The sequence below is a fragment of the Acinetobacter sp. NBRC 110496 genome (assembly GCF_000876115.1).
Classification (GTDB): domain Bacteria; phylum Pseudomonadota; class Gammaproteobacteria; order Pseudomonadales; family Moraxellaceae; genus Acinetobacter.
In genome coordinates this window covers 23321-38824 of sequence record NZ_BBTF01000018.1, presented here as the reverse complement: position 1 = coordinate 38824, position 15504 = coordinate 23321, and the positions used below count along the sequence as shown (strand labels likewise).

The window sequence follows — 15504 nt, the reverse complement described above, 5'->3', positions numbered from 1 at the left end:
GCCGAGCCATCCATAAAAAAGCCCCTATACAGGGCTTTTTTTATTTCAGGACAAACCAGACTACGGCAGCCAAAATCAAGAAGATCAAAATCAAGACTTTCATTCCACCACGACTACGCTGTACCAATTGCTCTTGGATCTGTGCCTGTTCTTGTGGATGATCTTGCAGATACTGATCAATTAAGTCTTTAGATTCCTTGAGACCTAAACCTGTTTTTTCCCGTGTGATCTTAATGGCATCAATCAATTGCCCTGCCCTGAGCACATTAAGCGCTTCTGGCGGAATCTTCGGTGCTAAGGTCATAAAATTAACAATCCTTGTTATTTTCTATTGGAAACCGCATCAAAGCAGGATGTTTAGAATCCCCTAGTTTCCACCATATAATGAAATGAGCTCATCAAGTACGGCTTGATAATGAATACTGATATCTTCTGCTAAGATTTTATAAGCATTGTCAAACTGAACCATCGGCCAGCCTTCTTTCCAGAATGGAAAAATATTATGCAAATCGTGTGTGACTGTCGCATCTTCACGGCCAATAGCTTGTGCAACCTGTGCCAACACTTGAGCAGTTTCTGCACCGTCTATTGCTAGATAGTCAATACCACGCACTTTTAAAATACGAATACGGTCTTTTTTATAACGGATCTTTTTCGCCTGACCTGCATTCAAACCCAATGCCAGTGTCACTGCTTCGACAAACTTTTCTTCAAAGCTTGTACTGAGTGCAACCAGAGCCTGTTTATGTGCTTCTTGACGCCCAGCTTTCCCCCCATTACGGATCATCTCGTTTGCTTCCGTATCCAGCTTATCTTTTTTCATAGACTGTAAAATGTCTAAAATTTCGATATCGCTTAAAGATTCAGGAGATTGCTCAATCATGGGAGTCCTTATACACATAAATAAAGACATATTGTCTCATAAAAGCGATATTAAAGCAGAATAAAAATTTAAAATGGCCAGCCATCTTTGCTATTGTTGTAATGCGTACTCTATAGGTCCCGTTTGTAAAATCTGATCTTTTTCGATTTTTTTGGTTATTTATTTGCCAAATTCATTTTACCCTGATAATATTATTTTACCCAGATAAAAATATGTGATTAAAATGAATACTCAAACCACCTACACTGCATTCTCAGGCAGTACACTGATTGCAAGCGGCCAGCCGACTGATCTCGTGTTGAAGATTAAGCTTATTCCTGAAACAACCGAAAGCATTTTGATTTTTAATGATCAAACAGGGCAACAAATTGATCTCGATCTTTCGGGTTCTGAACAAGAGCTTCAACAACGCTACGCAGAACCAGAGGAAATTAAAAAAGTTGGACGGCCTAAACTCGGGGTTATCTCTCGTGAAATCACTTTACAGAAAAAACATTGGGATTGGTTAGATCAACAAAGTACAAGCGCATCAGCAGTGATCCGCAAGTTGATTGATAAAGAGCTGAATGATCCTAATTCTGAAAGTAATATCCTGCTTGCCAAACAAGCGACTGATCGTTTCATGTCTGCGATGTTAGGCAATATGCCAAATTATGAAGAAGCAACCCGTGCTTTATATCAAGGTGATCAGGAACTTTTCTTAAAATTAATTAAAGACTACCCTTTAGATCCCCAACAATATATTTGTAGATTATCAATGCATGCTTTTTAAAAAGCATGCATTGATTTATTGATAAGCCTCTATTGAAGAGGCTTTTCAAGTCAAGTTTTTCTTTTCTTTATACTCTTTTACCTTTCGATCACTCACATCTTCAGGATAACAATAAGGTGTGTATCCGCCTGCACGGTTATAAGCGCTACGTTTTCCACAACGACTACCATTACGTGCAGTGTTATAAGGACATGGGCAATTACCTGAATAGCTTTCGATAGATTCTTGAATAATTTTTCGCTTAATTACCTCTGCACTATTCCCTACCTGCTTGGCCTCAACATTAAACGCCAAACATAACCCCATTAAAAATAATAGTTTTTTCATATACACCTCTCTAAACAGGCATTGTATAGAGAAATATTTTATGTGAAATATCACATATACTTTAAATGCATTATTATTATTCGGTTAAATCTATAGGCATAAAAAAACCCGCTTACGCGGGCTTTTAAAATCAATTCAGTCGATTAAAGACGAACCAATTCCACCACTTTTTCAGCGGCCTCTTCAACTGTTTCAGCAGTAATCTCGGTATCAGCACCTTCAACGGTCGTTGTGATAATGACAACACCAGTTTCACGCAACAAGGCAATCTGCTCAACCGTTAAATTTGCTTTTGCAATGACAACTACACCTTGTTGAATCAATAAGCTTTCTAATGCTTGAGCTTTTTCAATCAACGATGCAGACACACCAATCACCGCAGGTTTTTGACCTAAACGTGCCGCACGATCTTCAGCAGTCACAGGATTGCTATGCGCCGTCCATTCAACTGCAGCTTCAACCATGCCCGCACCAACAGTCACGTTGCTGAGACGGTCAATAAAGATAAATGAGCCAGTGTAACGGCTATCCTGATATTGATCGAAGACCACTGGCGCATCAAACTCAACCACAACATCCGCAATCGCATTCAACTCAAGCTCTTCAACTTGCGTATGTTCCAACGTATTCACATTAACACGGAAATTAATTGCAGTGACTTTCGCTGGAACAGTTTGCGTGCCAATTTTGACGTTGTAGAGCTTACCTTTCACCAACGGATGTTCATTCATCCACACCACTGAAGCACGTACACTACGTGAAATCAAAGGTTGTTCGCCTGCACGGACCAAAACGTTACCACGAGAAATATCAATTTCATCGTTTAAAGTTAACGTCACGGCTTGACCAGCAACAGCTTGTTCAAGGTTACCATCAAAGGTGACGATTTCTTTGACTGTTGATTTTTTGCCAGATGGCAAAGCAACAATTTCATCACCAACCTTGATTTCACCCAACGCAATGGTCCCTGCGAAACCGCGAAAATCGAGGTTTGGACGATTCACATATTGAACCGGGAAACGGAATTCATGTTTATTTGATTCGCGTTTAATTTCCACTGATTCAAGAATGCTCATCAAGGTTTGACCCTTGTACCACGGCGTACTTGCTGATGGATTCACCACGTTATCGCCATTCAGTGCCGAAATCGGTACGAACACAATATTTTCAGGACGACGATCACCAAGTTGACTGACGAAAGCATCATATTCAACTTGAATTTCATTGAAACGTGCTTCAGAGAATTCCACCAAGTCCATTTTGTTAATTGCAACCACGATATTTTTAATACCGAGCAAGCTTGCAATAAATGAATGACGACGGGTTTGAGTTTGCACACCATAACGCGCATCAATCAAGATAATCGCAAGATCAGCTGTTGATGCACCTGTTGCCATGTTACGCGTGTATTGTTCATGTCCAGGCGTATCTGCAATGATGAACTTACGCTTTTCCGTAGAGAAATAGCGATAAGCCACATCGATGGTAATGCCCTGCTCACGTTCAGCCTGCAAACCATCGACCAGTAAGGCAAGGTCAGGTGCATCACCCGTCGTACCAACTTTTTTACTGTCACGGGTTACCGCTTGTAATTGATCTTCATAAATCAATTTTGAATCATAAAGTAAACGACCAATTAAGGTACTTTTACCGTCATCGACGTTACCGCAAGTCAAAAAGCGTAATAAGTCTTTTTGCTCGTGTTGTTTTAAATAACCCAAGATGTCTTGGCTAATAAGATCTGATTGATGAGACATTGCTCAAAACTCCACATATTCTTTAGAAATCGCTTTTAATCTCCCTAAATCCCTCTTTTAAAAGAGGGACTTGCTTAAGGAAATTAGAAATAACCTTCTTGCTTTTTCTTTTCCATCGAGCCCGCCTCATCATGGTCAATCATACGACCTTGACGCTCTGAGCTGGTTGCCAAAAGCATTTCTTGGATAATTTCAGGCAAGGTATCTGCTTCAGACTCAACTGCACCCGTGAGTGGATAACAGCCAAGCGTACGGAAACGTACCGATTTCATTTGTGGAACTTCCCCTTCTTTTAAACGCATACGCTCATCATCCACCATGATCAAGGTACCGCTACGCTCGACCACTGGACGAACCGCAGAGAAATAAAGAGGAACGATTTGAATATTTTCCAGATAGATATACTGCCAAATGTCTAATTCAGTCCAGTTCGACAATGGGAAGACACGAATACTTTCGCCCTTATTCACTTTACCGTTATACAGATTCCAAAGTTCTGGACGCTGGTTTTTAGGATCCCAACGATGTTTATTATCACGGAATGAATAAACACGTTCTTTGGCACGTGATTTTTCTTCATCACGGCGTGCGCCGCCAAACGCAGCATCAAACTGATACTTGTCCAAGGCTTGTTTTAAACCTTGTGTTTTCATAATGTCGGTATATTTTGAGCTGCCGTGATCGAACGGGTTAATCCCAGCCTCACGACCTTCGACATTTTGATGTACGATCAAATCGAAACCATGGGTTTTTGCCATGTTGTCACGGAAAGCGATCATGTCTTTAAACTTCCAACCAGTATCTACATGTAGTAGCGGGAATGGAAGTTTCGCTGGATAGAATGCTTTCAAAGCGAGGTGTAACATCACCGCTGAATCTTTACCAATCGAGTAAAGCATCACAGGGTTTTCAAATTCAGCTGCGACTTCGCGAATAATATGAATACTTTCTGCCTCAAGTTGTTTGAGGTGCGTTAATCTATTTTCAGTCATGTACAATTTCCCCCTTATCCATGCTATCCATAAAATCTATAAGTGGAATTACACCACCACTTTGAAGACTGTGTGGAGGAACGAGTGCCATAACAACTCCAATTTTTCATGATATCGATATTCTTACTTGTAGTAGAATGAACTACTGAGTAAAGGTTATTCATTATAATAATTTAGATTCAGTTCTTTAGCTTGTTTTTTCATATCAATATGCAAAATTATGATATGAAAATAAGATTTGAGAATAACAATAGACTCGATTTCACGTGAATTAATTAAAAAAAGAAGCCCTTAACGGACTTCTCATTGATCGATTAATATCGCTTAGAAACGGAACATCTTCGTTTCCAATGGAATTTCAACACCGACTGAAACACCACCATCACGACCATTTCGATCTGAATCTGTTACCCAACCATTAATTTTTAATGGAAGTGTGGGTTTGATATTATGTGTCCAGGTTAATTCTACACCCTTCACTGTATCTTCTTTTGGAAATTCGGCATTAATTACCAAACTTGATTGATTAACCTTCGCATAAAGCACACGCGCACTGAGACGGTTCATCACATCAAAACGAATATCACCACCCAACGAATACATTTGGCCATCACCACCCATCCCATGCCCTAATGGAAAGCCTTGCTGGTAAAAACCATCACGGTATACATAATGGCTATAAGAAATTCCTCTCACTTCACCATTAGTTCGGGTATCCGCCCACTCAGCATATAACTGGTAAGGCATATTTTTATAGCTTGATGAGAAGTCCATACCTGCAAGATACATCCATTTTGAAGGTAAATAACCTGCCTCATCTTCACCAATCATCTGTCCATATACACTTACAGGGATTTGTAATAAAGGCTGCAATGATAAGCGAGCATCAAATCCACCCAATTGATTTGATGGATCCTGACTACCATCTTCTACATTGTCATGACCCACCATAGCTTTCCAGAAGCGTTTCCAGCTTTCAGAACGATCGCCTCCACCAAATTGTATTGCTCGAGATGCGCCTAACTCTAAATAAGGTAAGGGCTGTGCAGTCAAACGCATACCTAATAATTTGACACCAGGATCTGATTCATAATCCTGTAAGCGCCCTACAAATGCTTGATATTGCCAAGGGCCAATCCAAGAAAGCCACTTAGATTCAAAAGCGTTTTGTACTGCACGTTGTACCGTCACCCCATAGACTGGACGGCTTGCATCACCACGAATCAAACTTCCGTCATGCCCTGGTCCCCAATACGTTGGGATTTGGCCCGCAATTACCCATTGATTCCAGAGTTTCCCCGCAATATATGAGCCTTCAACATTCGCATCATGACCATTATCAATCAAAGGGTCTTTTTCACCATTAACTCGTAACTTTGCATCCCAGTTCTCACCGCCCGCATTAAACTCGACAGCTGCCTGGTATTGAGATTTCTGGTTATCACCAAAGGTTTGTGGAATTTGCTTGAGATCAGTACCTGCATGTAAGCCAATTTTCACTGTTTCATTATCAGCTTGCAGCGCACTCATTACAGAATTGACAACTTTCTGCTGTGCACTGTTATTGACTTTTGCTTGAGATAAAGCACGCTTAACCTCATCACCACTTAACGGCCAAGTCGATGTACTGATTTGAATCACACCTTGTTGATTCAGCCAGTTTAGGTCCGTACGTAAATTTGCATCATTTAAAACAAGGCCTTGTGCAAAAGTAGTCGCAGAAAAAGACGTAAATAATGCGAGATAAAGCGATTTTTTTAGCAGCATGTCCAAACTGTTCTCAAATTTATTTATGTGCACATGATCGTTTTTTTACACTCGCATTTCAATCATCAAACGAAACAATTACATTTTTTAACGTAGAAATAAAAAGACCACCTCAAATAGGTGGTCTTTTTACAAGCAAAAAAGATTAATCTTTACGGCGCATATGAGGGAATAAAAGTACATCACGAATACTTGGCGCATTCGCAAATAACATAACTAAGCGGTCAATCCCAATCCCCTGACCTGCTGTCGGCGGTAAACCATACTCCAATGCTTCAATAAAGTCTGCATCATAATGCATGGCTTCATCATCACCCGCATCTTTTTCAGCAACCTGTGCCTGAAAACGTTCTGCCTGATCAATCGGGTCATTTAACTCGGAGAAACCATTTGCCAATTCACGACCGCCAATAAAGAATTCAAAACGATCTGTAATATGTGGATTATCATCATTACGACGTGCAAGCGGTGAAGTTTCTGCCGGATATTCCGTAATGAATGTCGGCTGACGTAATTGAGTTTCTACTGTTTCTTCAAATACGATGGTTTGCAACTTACCTAAACCAAATCCTGGTTTTACTTTCTCTTTCAATACATCTTGAATGAACTTCGCCAAGAACTCACGATCATTGACATTTTCAGGTGTAAAGGTTGGGTTATGTTCAAGAATCGCATCAAACATTGAAATTTTCTTGAATGGACCTTTGAAGCTATAGACCTCTTCACCATAAGGCACATCAGTTGTACCTAAGATATCGACTGCCAGTTTTTCAAGCATGTTTTCAGTCAAGATCATCAAGTCTTTATAGTCAGCATAAGCTTGATAGAACTCGATCATGGTGAACTCAGGGTTATGACGTGTTGAAACCCCTTCGTTACGGAAGTTACGGTTAATTTCAAATACACGTTCAAAACCACCAACCACCAGACGCTTTAAATATAATTCTGGTGCAATACGGAGGTAAAGCTCCATATCCAATGCATTGTGATGGGTCACGAACGGTTTTGCAGATGCGCCACCTGGAATCACATGCATCATTGGCGTTTCAACTTCCATGAAACGTTCATTGGTCAAAAAGGCACGAATACCCGCAACGACTTTGGCACGAATTTCAAAGGTCTTGCGTGTCTCCTCGTTGACGATCAAATCTAGATAGCGTTTACGATATTTCGCTTCAGTATCCGTTAGACCATGGAATTTGTCTGGCAGTGGGCGCAGGGATTTGGTCAATAGTTCAAAACCTTCAAGGTGAACATATAAGTCACCTTTACCCGAACGTCCAATATAACCTTCGGCAGCAATAATATCACCGAGGTCCAAGCTTTTAATGGTTTCTAAAATATCTGCTGGCAAACCTTTACGGTCTACATAAAGCTGGATACGACCTGTCATGTCTTGGATCACAATAAATGATCCACGGTTCAACATCACACGGCCTGCAACTTTGACATAAACTTTTTCAGCACCTTCAATTTGTGCTTTGTCTTGATCTTTAAATTGTTCTTGCAGATCGCCAGTATAGTGTTCACGCTTAAATGTGTTCGGCCACGGGCTCTTACCCGTTTGTTTTGCAGTCTCTTGGATTTGCTTTAATTTGGCATGACGCTGTGCGATTAAATCGTTTTCGGAAAGTGTTTGTTCAGAAGTCGATTGAGCGTTTTGTTGCGTCATCTCTGCCTCGATTAAGTAAAAAAAGAAGTGACATAGAATAGCAGATCACAATCCATTTTCGTATTGTTTCAACCAGACAATTCAAAAAAATCAAGATTTATCAGATTTTGAATCGAGATAACGCAACAATGAGCCACTCGAAAAACACACATTGATCCTTTATTTCTCAGCTAGATGTTTAACGATAGCCAGCCCTTGATCAAAACCTTGATGAATAAATTCTGCATGTTCAGGTTGAATATCGACTTCAACATGTAATTGGGTCTCACCATTAAAATCAAACAGCATATATTTCTCTAAAACGCCCGCCCAGGATTTAACCTCCTCACTATCCAGATCTTCCTTACCATCTTTAATCATTCCGAGATGTTTAAAAACAACTTCTTTGGGTACCTGTATACTTTCAATGGTGGAGACCATACCGTTACCTCTACCATCGCTAAAATAGGTTTTACCGCCGACTTTCCAATCGGTTTTCATGGTTGAATCGCAAGCAAAGAATTTTGTCCATTCCCGATAACTTTCAGGTGTCCACAAAACCTCCCAGACTTTCTCTGGGGTAGCATAAATTTTTATATTATATGACAGCGTTTCCATGTACTTTTCTCCATTATCATTGTTGTGATTTATCATAACGTGTTCTCGAATGTTTATTTTTTATACACACTATATTCATACGATTATTCATTTTTAATTACATAAGCATTTATATTGCTGTAAAAAATTAGAGCAATTGCTCAAATAACAAGACTTTCAGATAGAATAGCCATATCGCTATTTGAATAAATGATTAAACTCTTGCATTTACTTTACTTAAATGGCGTTCTGCGTAAAAATCTAACTCCCGATCAACACAAGTTAGTTCTATTGCAGCGATCGTAGCGACATTATGGAATAGTTTTACTGAAAGGCAATTTGAGCATACCTATCAGTTTGGAGAGTCACATGAAAAAATATCAATGTATCGTTTGTGGTTGGATTTACGACGAAGCAGAAGGCTGGCCACAAGACGGCATTGCAGCAGGTACCAAATGGGAAGATATTCCTGATGATTGGACTTGCCCAGATTGCGGCGTTTCAAAAGCTGATTTTGAAATGGTTGAAATCTAAATAGATCGAGAAGACCATGACAATGATCATGGTCTTTTTTTTGCTATCGTTTGTTTTTAAATAAGAAAATATTGGAGATTAGAATGCATCCTATCGTTATCATCGGATCAGGTATGGCGGGTTATACCGTTGCTCGAGAATTTCGTAAACTGAGTCCTGAACAAGAACTCGTTATGATCTGCGCGGATGATGCGGTAAATTATGCAAAACCAACATTATCCAATGCCTTTGCAGGCAATAAAGCACCTGAACAAATTGCTTTAGGCGATGCCAACAAAATGGCCACCCAACTAAATATGCGCATTGAAGCAGAAACCTGGGTAAAAGAAATCAATGCCGCCAACCATGAAATCACATTAGAAAAAAATGGGGAAACGCTGACTCAACCCTATTCAAAACTGGTACTTGCAGTCGGCGCAAATCCGATTCGCTTAGCAATCGCAGGCGATGGCAGTGAAGATATTCATGTGGTGAACTCACTCATCGACTATCGCAACTTCCGTGAAAATCTGGCTAAACGCAAAGATAAGCGTGTGGTGATTCTAGGAGCGGGTCTCATTGGTTGTGAGTTTGCCAATGACTTGTTACATAGCAATTATGATGTAACCGTGATTGATCTTGCAGCACAACCTCTGGGTCGCCTACTGCCGAATCATGTCGCTGAAGCATTCAAAACCAATCTAGAACAAGCAGGCATAAAATTCGCCCTTTCAACAACAGTTGAAAAAGTCACGAAAATTAATAACGGTGAAGACTATGCCGTCACTTTAGCCAATGGTCAGACTTTAGTTGCAGATATCGTACTATCGGCTATTGGATTACAGCCAAATATTGCTTTAGCGAAAGCAGCAGACATTCAAACCAGTCGTGGCATCATTACCAATACTTTATTGGAAACCAATCAAGTAGATGTTTATGCCGTAGGTGACTGCGCTGAGGTAAATGGTACGTTGCTGCCATATGTCATGCCAATCATGCAACAAGCGCGTGCTCTAGCAAAAACCCTGAGTGGTCAGAGCACTGCGGTACACTATCCAGCCATGCCAGTTGCAGTTAAAACACCTGCTGCACCATTAACTGTTTTACCAGCTCCCCTAAACGTTGACGTGAACTGGGAAACAGAGGAGTTCGAGGATGGCATGTTGGCCAAAGCGGCTGACGGCGAAGGCACATTAAGAGGTTTTGTGCTTCTCGGTGCAACAGCAGCAAAGCAACGTTTAAGCTTAACCAAGTTGGTTCCAGACTTGATTCCAGCACAAGTTTAAAGTTTAAATACGGGAGTTGCAGAAAAAATTTCTGTATCTCCCAAACGCATAAGAAGAATTCAACTCGGAACGGATATCATGAACAGTGCGCTTCAATTTAATGTGTCACCCTATGCTTCATTTATGCAAGAGACCAAAGTCACTTTAGGTAATGGCATTGAATTGCATGTTGAAATTGGAGGAAATCCTGAACACCCAACCATTTTGTTAATTATGGGCTTGGGTGCACAAATGCTATTTTGGCCTGATTTCTTTTGTAAGGCTCTCATTGACCAAGGTTTCCGTGTCATTCGTTTCGATAATCGGGATATTGGTTTATCTTCTAAAATCCGCAATAAGGGAAAACGGCTCAACACAATCAAACTCATGAGTCGCTTCATGTTTGGCCTTGGCAATGAAGGTGCACCTTATACCCTGTATGATATGGCCGATGATGTTACCCTGTTAATTGATCAATTAGGTCTTGAAAAAGTTTACCTGCTTGGTGCATCTATGGGCGGTATGATTTCACAGATTGTGGCCGCGAAATATCCAGAAAAAATAGAAAAAGTGGCTTTACTCTTCACCAGTAACAATCAGCCTTTTTTACCACCGCCCTATCCCAAGCAATTGTTTAGCTTACTTGGCAAGCCAGCTGCACACGATGAAGAAACAATTATTAATCATAGTTTAAACGTTTTCCGGATTATTGGGTCACCCGGTTATGTCAATCCAGTCGAATCAATTCAAACCATTCGCAAATTATATCGTCGTAGTTTTTACCCTGCGGGTGTACTTCAACAGTTTTTAGCAATATTATGTACGGGTTCTTTGTTATCATTGAACAAAACGATGACTCAGCCAACTTTGGTTGTACATGGATCAAAAGATCGATTGTTACCGCCAAGTCATGGGAAAGCTGTTGCAAAAGCAATTTCTGGTGCTAAGTTTGAATTAATCCAAGGAATGGGGCATGATATTCCTGCACATTTCATTCCACAACTTAGTGGTTTGTTTGCTCACCACTTTAGATCATCACACTAGGACACTATGGCTGCATTACCCTCATTAAGACAGCTATCATATTTAGTTACGTTGTCAGAAACTTTACATTTTACTGAAGCAGCGCGTCGTTCCTTTGTTACCCAGTCAACATTATCGGGTGGCATCATGGAATTAGAGCGTTTATTGGGTGGCGTCTTAGTTGAGCGTGATCGTCAAAACGTCCGTCTAACGCCTCTAGGCGAACAGGTTGTGGCTCGAGCACGAGTATTACTTGCAGATGCCCAAGACTTAATGCGCTTAAGCCGAGAAATGAGTGAACCTTTAACAGGTGATTTACATCTTGGTATTATCCCGACTATTGCACCATTTATTCTGACGCAACTGCTTGAAGAAGTGCATCAACAATTGCCAAAAATTCAACTGCATCTACATGAAGCACAAAGCGAGAAAATTGTAGAAAAGTTAGAACACGGCAATCTGGACATGATTGTACTTGCGCTCCCTTTTGACACACGTAGTTTAAAAGTCGCTGAAATTGCCAAAGAGCATCTGTTTCTTGTATACAACAAGAAAGATAACAATGCCGCCAATGCAAATTCCCTAGATGACTTAGATCTATCGCGTTTGATGTTACTTGAAGAAGGCCATTGTTTACGTGACCATGCGCTTAGTGCCTGTCCTGTGGGTGAGCGTAAAAATGATCACCGCTTAAAAGCAAGCTCATTACCAACGCTTGTTGAAATGGTTTCTTCGGATCTTGGCTTTACCTTATTGCCAGAGATTGCATTAAAAAACAGTATGATTCACTTCAATGAAGATATTGCAGTGAAATCAATTGAAGCTGCACCAAGCCGCACCTTGGCTTTAGTTACACGTAAAAGCACTCCATTACAAAGTGAGTTTGATGTGATTTTGCAAATTCTGCAAAAAATCACAGCGCATTTAGCGTAATGCAATAAAAAAGCCTGTAATCTCATTACAGGCTTTTTTAGATCTATAACAATGATTACTTGATATCTAATAAATTAACCAGTTCGACTTGCACATCACTCATCCGCTGTCCTTGATCCAGTAGCTGATCAAAATAAGCCTCGACGACCTTGGCTTGGTCTGCCGTATTTTCAACTTTATACATGCTCTGACGAAACTCATTGCTTGAGCGTAAACCTTTGGTATACCAAGCAATATGTTTACGGGCAATACGACAACCTGAGTATTCACCATAGAACTGATACAGTTCCGCCAAATGCCCAAGTAATACTGTTTTAACTTCGGCAATATCAGGCGCAGCAAGATGCTCCCCTGTTTTTAGGTAATGCGCAATTTCCCGAAAGATCCAAGGACGACCTTGAGCCGCACGCCCAATCATAATGGCATCAGCCCCTGTATAGTCCAGCACATATTTGGCTTTTTCCGGACTATCAATATCGCCATTGGCAATCAATGGAATATCGATCAGTTCCTTAACCTGTTTAATCAGCTCATATCGTGCAGTATTCAAATACATATCTTCACGGGTACGGCCATGCAAAGCCAATGCTGCAATTCCAGACTCTTCAGCCCGCTTGGCAACACGCATAATATTTTCATGGCCATTTAAAAAGCCTAAACGGGTTTTTAAAGTGACAGGAACATCCACAGCTGCCACTACAGCATCAAGAATACGTGCGACCAAATCTTCGTCTTGCAGCAATGCAGAGCCTGCAAGTTTATTACAGACCTTTTTCGCGGGACATCCCATATTGATATCAACGATTTGTGCCCCATTTGCGACTTGATAACGTGCCGCTTCCGCCAATTGTTCAGGATCAGAGCCTGCAATCTGTGCTGAAATTGGCGCGAGTTCACCATCAAAATTGGCTCGATATAAGCTCTTTTTACTCATGCGCAATGTCTTGTCAGCAGTCATCATTTCACTGACCGCATGTCCTGCACCAAAGTATTTACATAGCGTCCGAAAGGGCCGATCTGTAACGCCTGCCATCGGAGCAACAATCAAATTATTTGACAGTTGATATGAACCAATATACATATATTTTCTTACAATTTCTGATCAACATAGTATACTTCATTCGCCCGTTCGGCTCATCTTTTTGTGCGGTGTTGTTTCATTATGAACCAAGTGTTTTCGACTCGTCCTCTATTCAAGACATTTAGCCTCTTGGCAATCAGCATAAGTTTAGCAGCTTGTGGTGATAATGCGTGGTGGTCAAATGGTAAAGAGCCTGAAATGAAGGCAGAACAAATTACCAAAGTTCTTCCGCCTCGCGTCAATGACCGCCAATCATGGTCGCAAGATATCTTCGATATCATGCAACAACTCAATATTCCGAAAACCAAGCAGAATGTCTGTAGTATTGTCGCTGTGGTCGATCAGGAATCGAATTTTGTTGCTGATCCTGCTGTACCTGGGCTGGGTGAAAAAGCTGTCAAGGAAATCAATACTCGACTAAATGAAAAGTTTGAAGCCAAACTGGGTGAAACTATTGGTGGTACCGTTGCTGGTTATTTTGAAGACGTATTAAAAAACCAGCCATCACCCGAAAATAACTACATGAGCCAAATGCGCAAAGTGAAAACCGAGCGTGAACTTGATTTACTTTATCGCGAAATTTTTGATTATATGTCAAAGCACTATCATGTTAGTGCTTTAACTGGTGCAGCCAAGTTGGTCGGGCAAGACATCGGTGAGAAAATGAACCCGATTACGACATTAGGTTCAATGCAAGTGCATATTAATTATGCCAAAGAGCATAAGCGCCAAAGTGGTAATATCGCGGAACTCCGTAATGATCTCTACACCCAATACGGTGGTTTATATTATGGAATCCATCGCTTGATGGAGTATTCTGCCGATTATGATAAAGCCATTTATCGCTTTGCTGATTACAACTCAGGTATGTATTCCAGCCGTAATGCCGCTTTTCAAAAAATGGTTGAGGTAATTCAAAATAAAGACCTCGATTTGGATGGTGATTTACTGCTTTATAATAAAGACGGTAGCCCACAATCGACCCTCAGCCAATCTGAAAAAGAGATTATCGCAGCCTTTACTAATAACAAGGTTTTAGTGACGCCACGCCAAATTCGCGCGGATTTAAAAAAAGAGAAAGAGAAAAAATTCGAAGATACACAAACCTATTTAGCCATTCAAAAGCTGTATCAAAGTAAAACCAATAAAGAACCAATTTATGCAATGATGCCTGAAGTCATCATTTCAGGCCCTAAACTCAGTCGTGACTATAATACCAATTGGTTCGCCAGTCGCGTAAATGGACGATATGAAACATGCATGCAAAGAGCGAAACACATCAGACTATAAATTTAGCTTTATTTGATTTTGATGGGACACTTTACCCAAGAGATAGTTTTACTGGGTTTATTTTCTTTGTGCTTTCCAAACGCCATATTGTCAAAAAAGGCTTGAAGATTCTCCCTTGGATTCAAGCCTATTATTTACGCCTCTACCCTGCTCATGCGATGCGACCCCGCCTGTTCGAAACCATGTTCAAAGCCATTCCAATCGATTTTGTTGAAAAACTAGCTCAGGAATATGCACAAAAACTGATTAAACACCTAGATCCAGATTTACTACAACAACTTCAACAACACCAGCAACGAGGCGATCATGTTGTTTTGGTTTCCGCCTCTATTGATCTGTACCTAGATTCAATCTGTAAACTACTGAATATCGACTTAATTTGTACCCAGACAGAGATCAAGGATGGCGTTTTAACAGGCCGTTATCGCTCAGAAGATTGCAGCTGTGAACAAAAGAAATTACGTATTTTGCAGAAATACAATTTAGCAAATTACCAAAGTATCTATGCGTATGGTAATAGTGAAGAAGATTTAGAGATGCTTTCTCTAGCAGACCATGCTTATATGGTGGGCACGAAGCAAGCCCTGCCCTCATTAAACGGTACACAATTAGAACTGGCAGACATGAAAAAGCCCGCTTAAAGCAGGCTTTTT

At 40.6% G+C, this 15504-nt stretch carries 16 protein-coding genes; 7 read left to right on the top strand and 9 right to left on the bottom strand.

Annotation, left to right across the window (positions count from 1 at the left end; genetic code table 11):
* Positions 1 to 40: 40 nt before the first annotated feature.
* A complete protein-coding gene (locus Aba26S_RS10760) occupies positions 41 to 304 on the bottom strand; it encodes a hypothetical protein (RefSeq protein WP_016651800.1) in 264 nt (87 codons plus the stop codon).
* Between the two features lie 63 nt (positions 305 to 367).
* Entirely contained in the window at positions 368 to 883 is a 516-nt protein-coding gene (locus Aba26S_RS10755; RefSeq protein WP_005243200.1) for a hypothetical protein, read from the bottom strand.
* A gap of 214 nt (positions 884 to 1097) precedes the next feature.
* Between Aba26S_RS10755 and Aba26S_RS10750 the strand changes: the two genes are divergently transcribed.
* Positions 1098 to 1655: a DUF2239 family protein gene (locus tag Aba26S_RS10750; protein WP_168926862.1), complete on the top strand. Its 558-nt coding sequence runs from the start codon at positions 1098 to 1100 to the stop codon at positions 1653 to 1655.
* Between the two features lie 45 nt (positions 1656 to 1700).
* Here the strand turns inward: Aba26S_RS10750 and Aba26S_RS10745 are convergent, their stop codons facing one another.
* From Aba26S_RS10745 to Aba26S_RS10720, 6 genes are all read right to left on the bottom strand, one after another.
* A complete protein-coding gene (locus Aba26S_RS10745) occupies positions 1701 to 1982 on the bottom strand; it encodes a hypothetical protein (RefSeq protein ID WP_043971851.1) in 282 nt (93 codons plus the stop codon).
* A gap of 143 nt (positions 1983 to 2125) precedes the next feature.
* Positions 2126 to 3739 (bottom strand): sulfate adenylyltransferase subunit CysN, encoded by a 1614-nt coding sequence (gene cysN, locus Aba26S_RS10740; RefSeq protein ID WP_043971849.1) that lies wholly within the window; start codon positions 3737 to 3739, stop codon positions 2126 to 2128.
* 83 nt (positions 3740 to 3822) lie between these two features.
* A complete protein-coding gene (gene cysD, locus Aba26S_RS10735) occupies positions 3823 to 4731 on the bottom strand; it encodes a sulfate adenylyltransferase subunit CysD (protein WP_005243206.1) in 909 nt (302 codons plus the stop codon).
* A gap of 324 nt (positions 4732 to 5055) precedes the next feature.
* On the bottom strand, positions 5056 to 6498 hold the full coding sequence (locus tag Aba26S_RS10730; protein ID WP_043971847.1) for a capsule assembly Wzi family protein: 1443 nt from the start codon (positions 6496 to 6498) through the stop codon (positions 5056 to 5058).
* A gap of 145 nt (positions 6499 to 6643) precedes the next feature.
* Positions 6644 to 8170, bottom strand: coding sequence for a lysine--tRNA ligase (gene lysS / locus Aba26S_RS10725; protein WP_005243209.1), 1527 nt, complete (start codon positions 8168 to 8170; stop codon positions 6644 to 6646).
* A 159-nt stretch (positions 8171 to 8329) separates the two neighbouring features.
* Entirely contained in the window at positions 8330 to 8767 is a 438-nt protein-coding gene (locus Aba26S_RS10720) for an SRPBCC domain-containing protein (RefSeq protein WP_005243210.1), read from the bottom strand.
* 348 nt (positions 8768 to 9115) lie between these two features.
* Between Aba26S_RS10720 and rubA the strand changes: the two genes are divergently transcribed.
* The 4 genes from rubA (at position 9116) to oxyR (ending at position 12480) form a co-directional block, all read left to right on the top strand.
* Positions 9116 to 9280 (top strand): rubredoxin RubA, encoded by a 165-nt coding sequence (gene rubA / locus Aba26S_RS10715; RefSeq protein ID WP_004678010.1) that lies wholly within the window; start codon positions 9116 to 9118, stop codon positions 9278 to 9280.
* A gap of 83 nt (positions 9281 to 9363) precedes the next feature.
* A complete protein-coding gene (gene rubB / locus Aba26S_RS10710) occupies positions 9364 to 10545 on the top strand; it encodes a rubredoxin reductase RubB (RefSeq protein WP_005243211.1) in 1182 nt (393 codons plus the stop codon).
* A 78-nt stretch (positions 10546 to 10623) separates the two neighbouring features.
* Entirely contained in the window at positions 10624 to 11568 is a 945-nt protein-coding gene (gene estB / locus Aba26S_RS10705) for an esterase EstB (protein ID WP_005243212.1), read from the top strand.
* A 6-nt stretch (positions 11569 to 11574) separates the two neighbouring features.
* Positions 11575 to 12480: a LysR family transcriptional regulator OxyR gene (gene oxyR / locus Aba26S_RS10700; protein ID WP_005243213.1), complete on the top strand. Its 906-nt coding sequence runs from the start codon at positions 11575 to 11577 to the stop codon at positions 12478 to 12480.
* A gap of 55 nt (positions 12481 to 12535) precedes the next feature.
* Here oxyR and dusB read toward each other — a convergent pair whose 3' ends face one another.
* Positions 12536 to 13561 carry a tRNA dihydrouridine synthase DusB gene (gene dusB, locus Aba26S_RS10695; protein WP_005272184.1) on the bottom strand — a complete coding sequence of 342 codons (1026 nt, stop codon included), beginning with the start codon at positions 13559 to 13561 and terminating at the stop codon, positions 12536 to 12538.
* An 81-nt stretch (positions 13562 to 13642) separates the two neighbouring features.
* Here dusB and Aba26S_RS10690 point away from each other — a divergent pair, with 81 nt between their 5' ends.
* Entirely contained in the window at positions 13643 to 14851 is a 1209-nt protein-coding gene (locus Aba26S_RS10690) for a DUF1615 family protein (protein WP_043971844.1), read from the top strand.
* Entirely contained in the window at positions 14818 to 15492 is a 675-nt protein-coding gene (locus Aba26S_RS10685) for an HAD-IB family hydrolase (protein WP_043971843.1), read from the top strand. Before Aba26S_RS10690 ends, Aba26S_RS10685 begins: the two co-directional genes overlap by 34 nt.
* Positions 15493 to 15504 lie beyond the last annotated feature (12 nt).

What these genes read in the sequence shown, in the direction of transcription:
- Aba26S_RS10760 (WP_016651800.1), bottom strand. Translation starts at nt 304, where the DNA reads ATGACCTTAGCACCGAAGATTCCGCCAGAAGCGCTTAATGTGCTCAGG.
- Aba26S_RS10755 (WP_005243200.1), bottom strand. Translation starts at nt 883, where the DNA reads ATGATTGAGCAATCTCCTGAATCTTTAAGCGATATCGAAATTTTAGAC.
- Aba26S_RS10745 (WP_043971851.1), bottom strand. Translation starts at nt 1,982, where the DNA reads ATGAAAAAACTATTATTTTTAATGGGGTTATGTTTGGCGTTTAATGTT.
- cysN (WP_043971849.1), bottom strand. Translation starts at nt 3,739, where the DNA reads ATGTCTCATCAATCAGATCTTATTAGCCAAGACATCTTGGGTTATTTA.
- cysD (WP_005243206.1), bottom strand. Translation starts at nt 4,731, where the DNA reads ATGACTGAAAATAGATTAACGCACCTCAAACAACTTGAGGCAGAAAGT.
- Aba26S_RS10730 (WP_043971847.1), bottom strand. Translation starts at nt 6,498, where the DNA reads ATGCTGCTAAAAAAATCGCTTTATCTCGCATTATTTACGTCTTTTTCT.
- lysS (WP_005243209.1), bottom strand. Translation starts at nt 8,170, where the DNA reads ATGACGCAACAAAACGCTCAATCGACTTCTGAACAAACACTTTCCGAA.
- Aba26S_RS10720 (WP_005243210.1), bottom strand. Translation starts at nt 8,767, where the DNA reads ATGGAAACGCTGTCATATAATATAAAAATTTATGCTACCCCAGAGAAA.
- rubA (WP_004678010.1), top strand. Translation starts at nt 9,116, where the DNA reads ATGAAAAAATATCAATGTATCGTTTGTGGTTGGATTTACGACGAAGCA.
- rubB (WP_005243211.1), top strand. Translation starts at nt 9,364, where the DNA reads ATGCATCCTATCGTTATCATCGGATCAGGTATGGCGGGTTATACCGTT.
- estB (WP_005243212.1), top strand. Translation starts at nt 10,624, where the DNA reads ATGAACAGTGCGCTTCAATTTAATGTGTCACCCTATGCTTCATTTATG.
- oxyR (WP_005243213.1), top strand. Translation starts at nt 11,575, where the DNA reads ATGGCTGCATTACCCTCATTAAGACAGCTATCATATTTAGTTACGTTG.
- dusB (WP_005272184.1), bottom strand. Translation starts at nt 13,561, where the DNA reads ATGTATATTGGTTCATATCAACTGTCAAATAATTTGATTGTTGCTCCG.
- Aba26S_RS10690 (WP_043971844.1), top strand. Translation starts at nt 13,643, where the DNA reads ATGAACCAAGTGTTTTCGACTCGTCCTCTATTCAAGACATTTAGCCTC.
- Aba26S_RS10685 (WP_043971843.1), top strand. Translation starts at nt 14,818, where the DNA reads ATGCATGCAAAGAGCGAAACACATCAGACTATAAATTTAGCTTTATTT.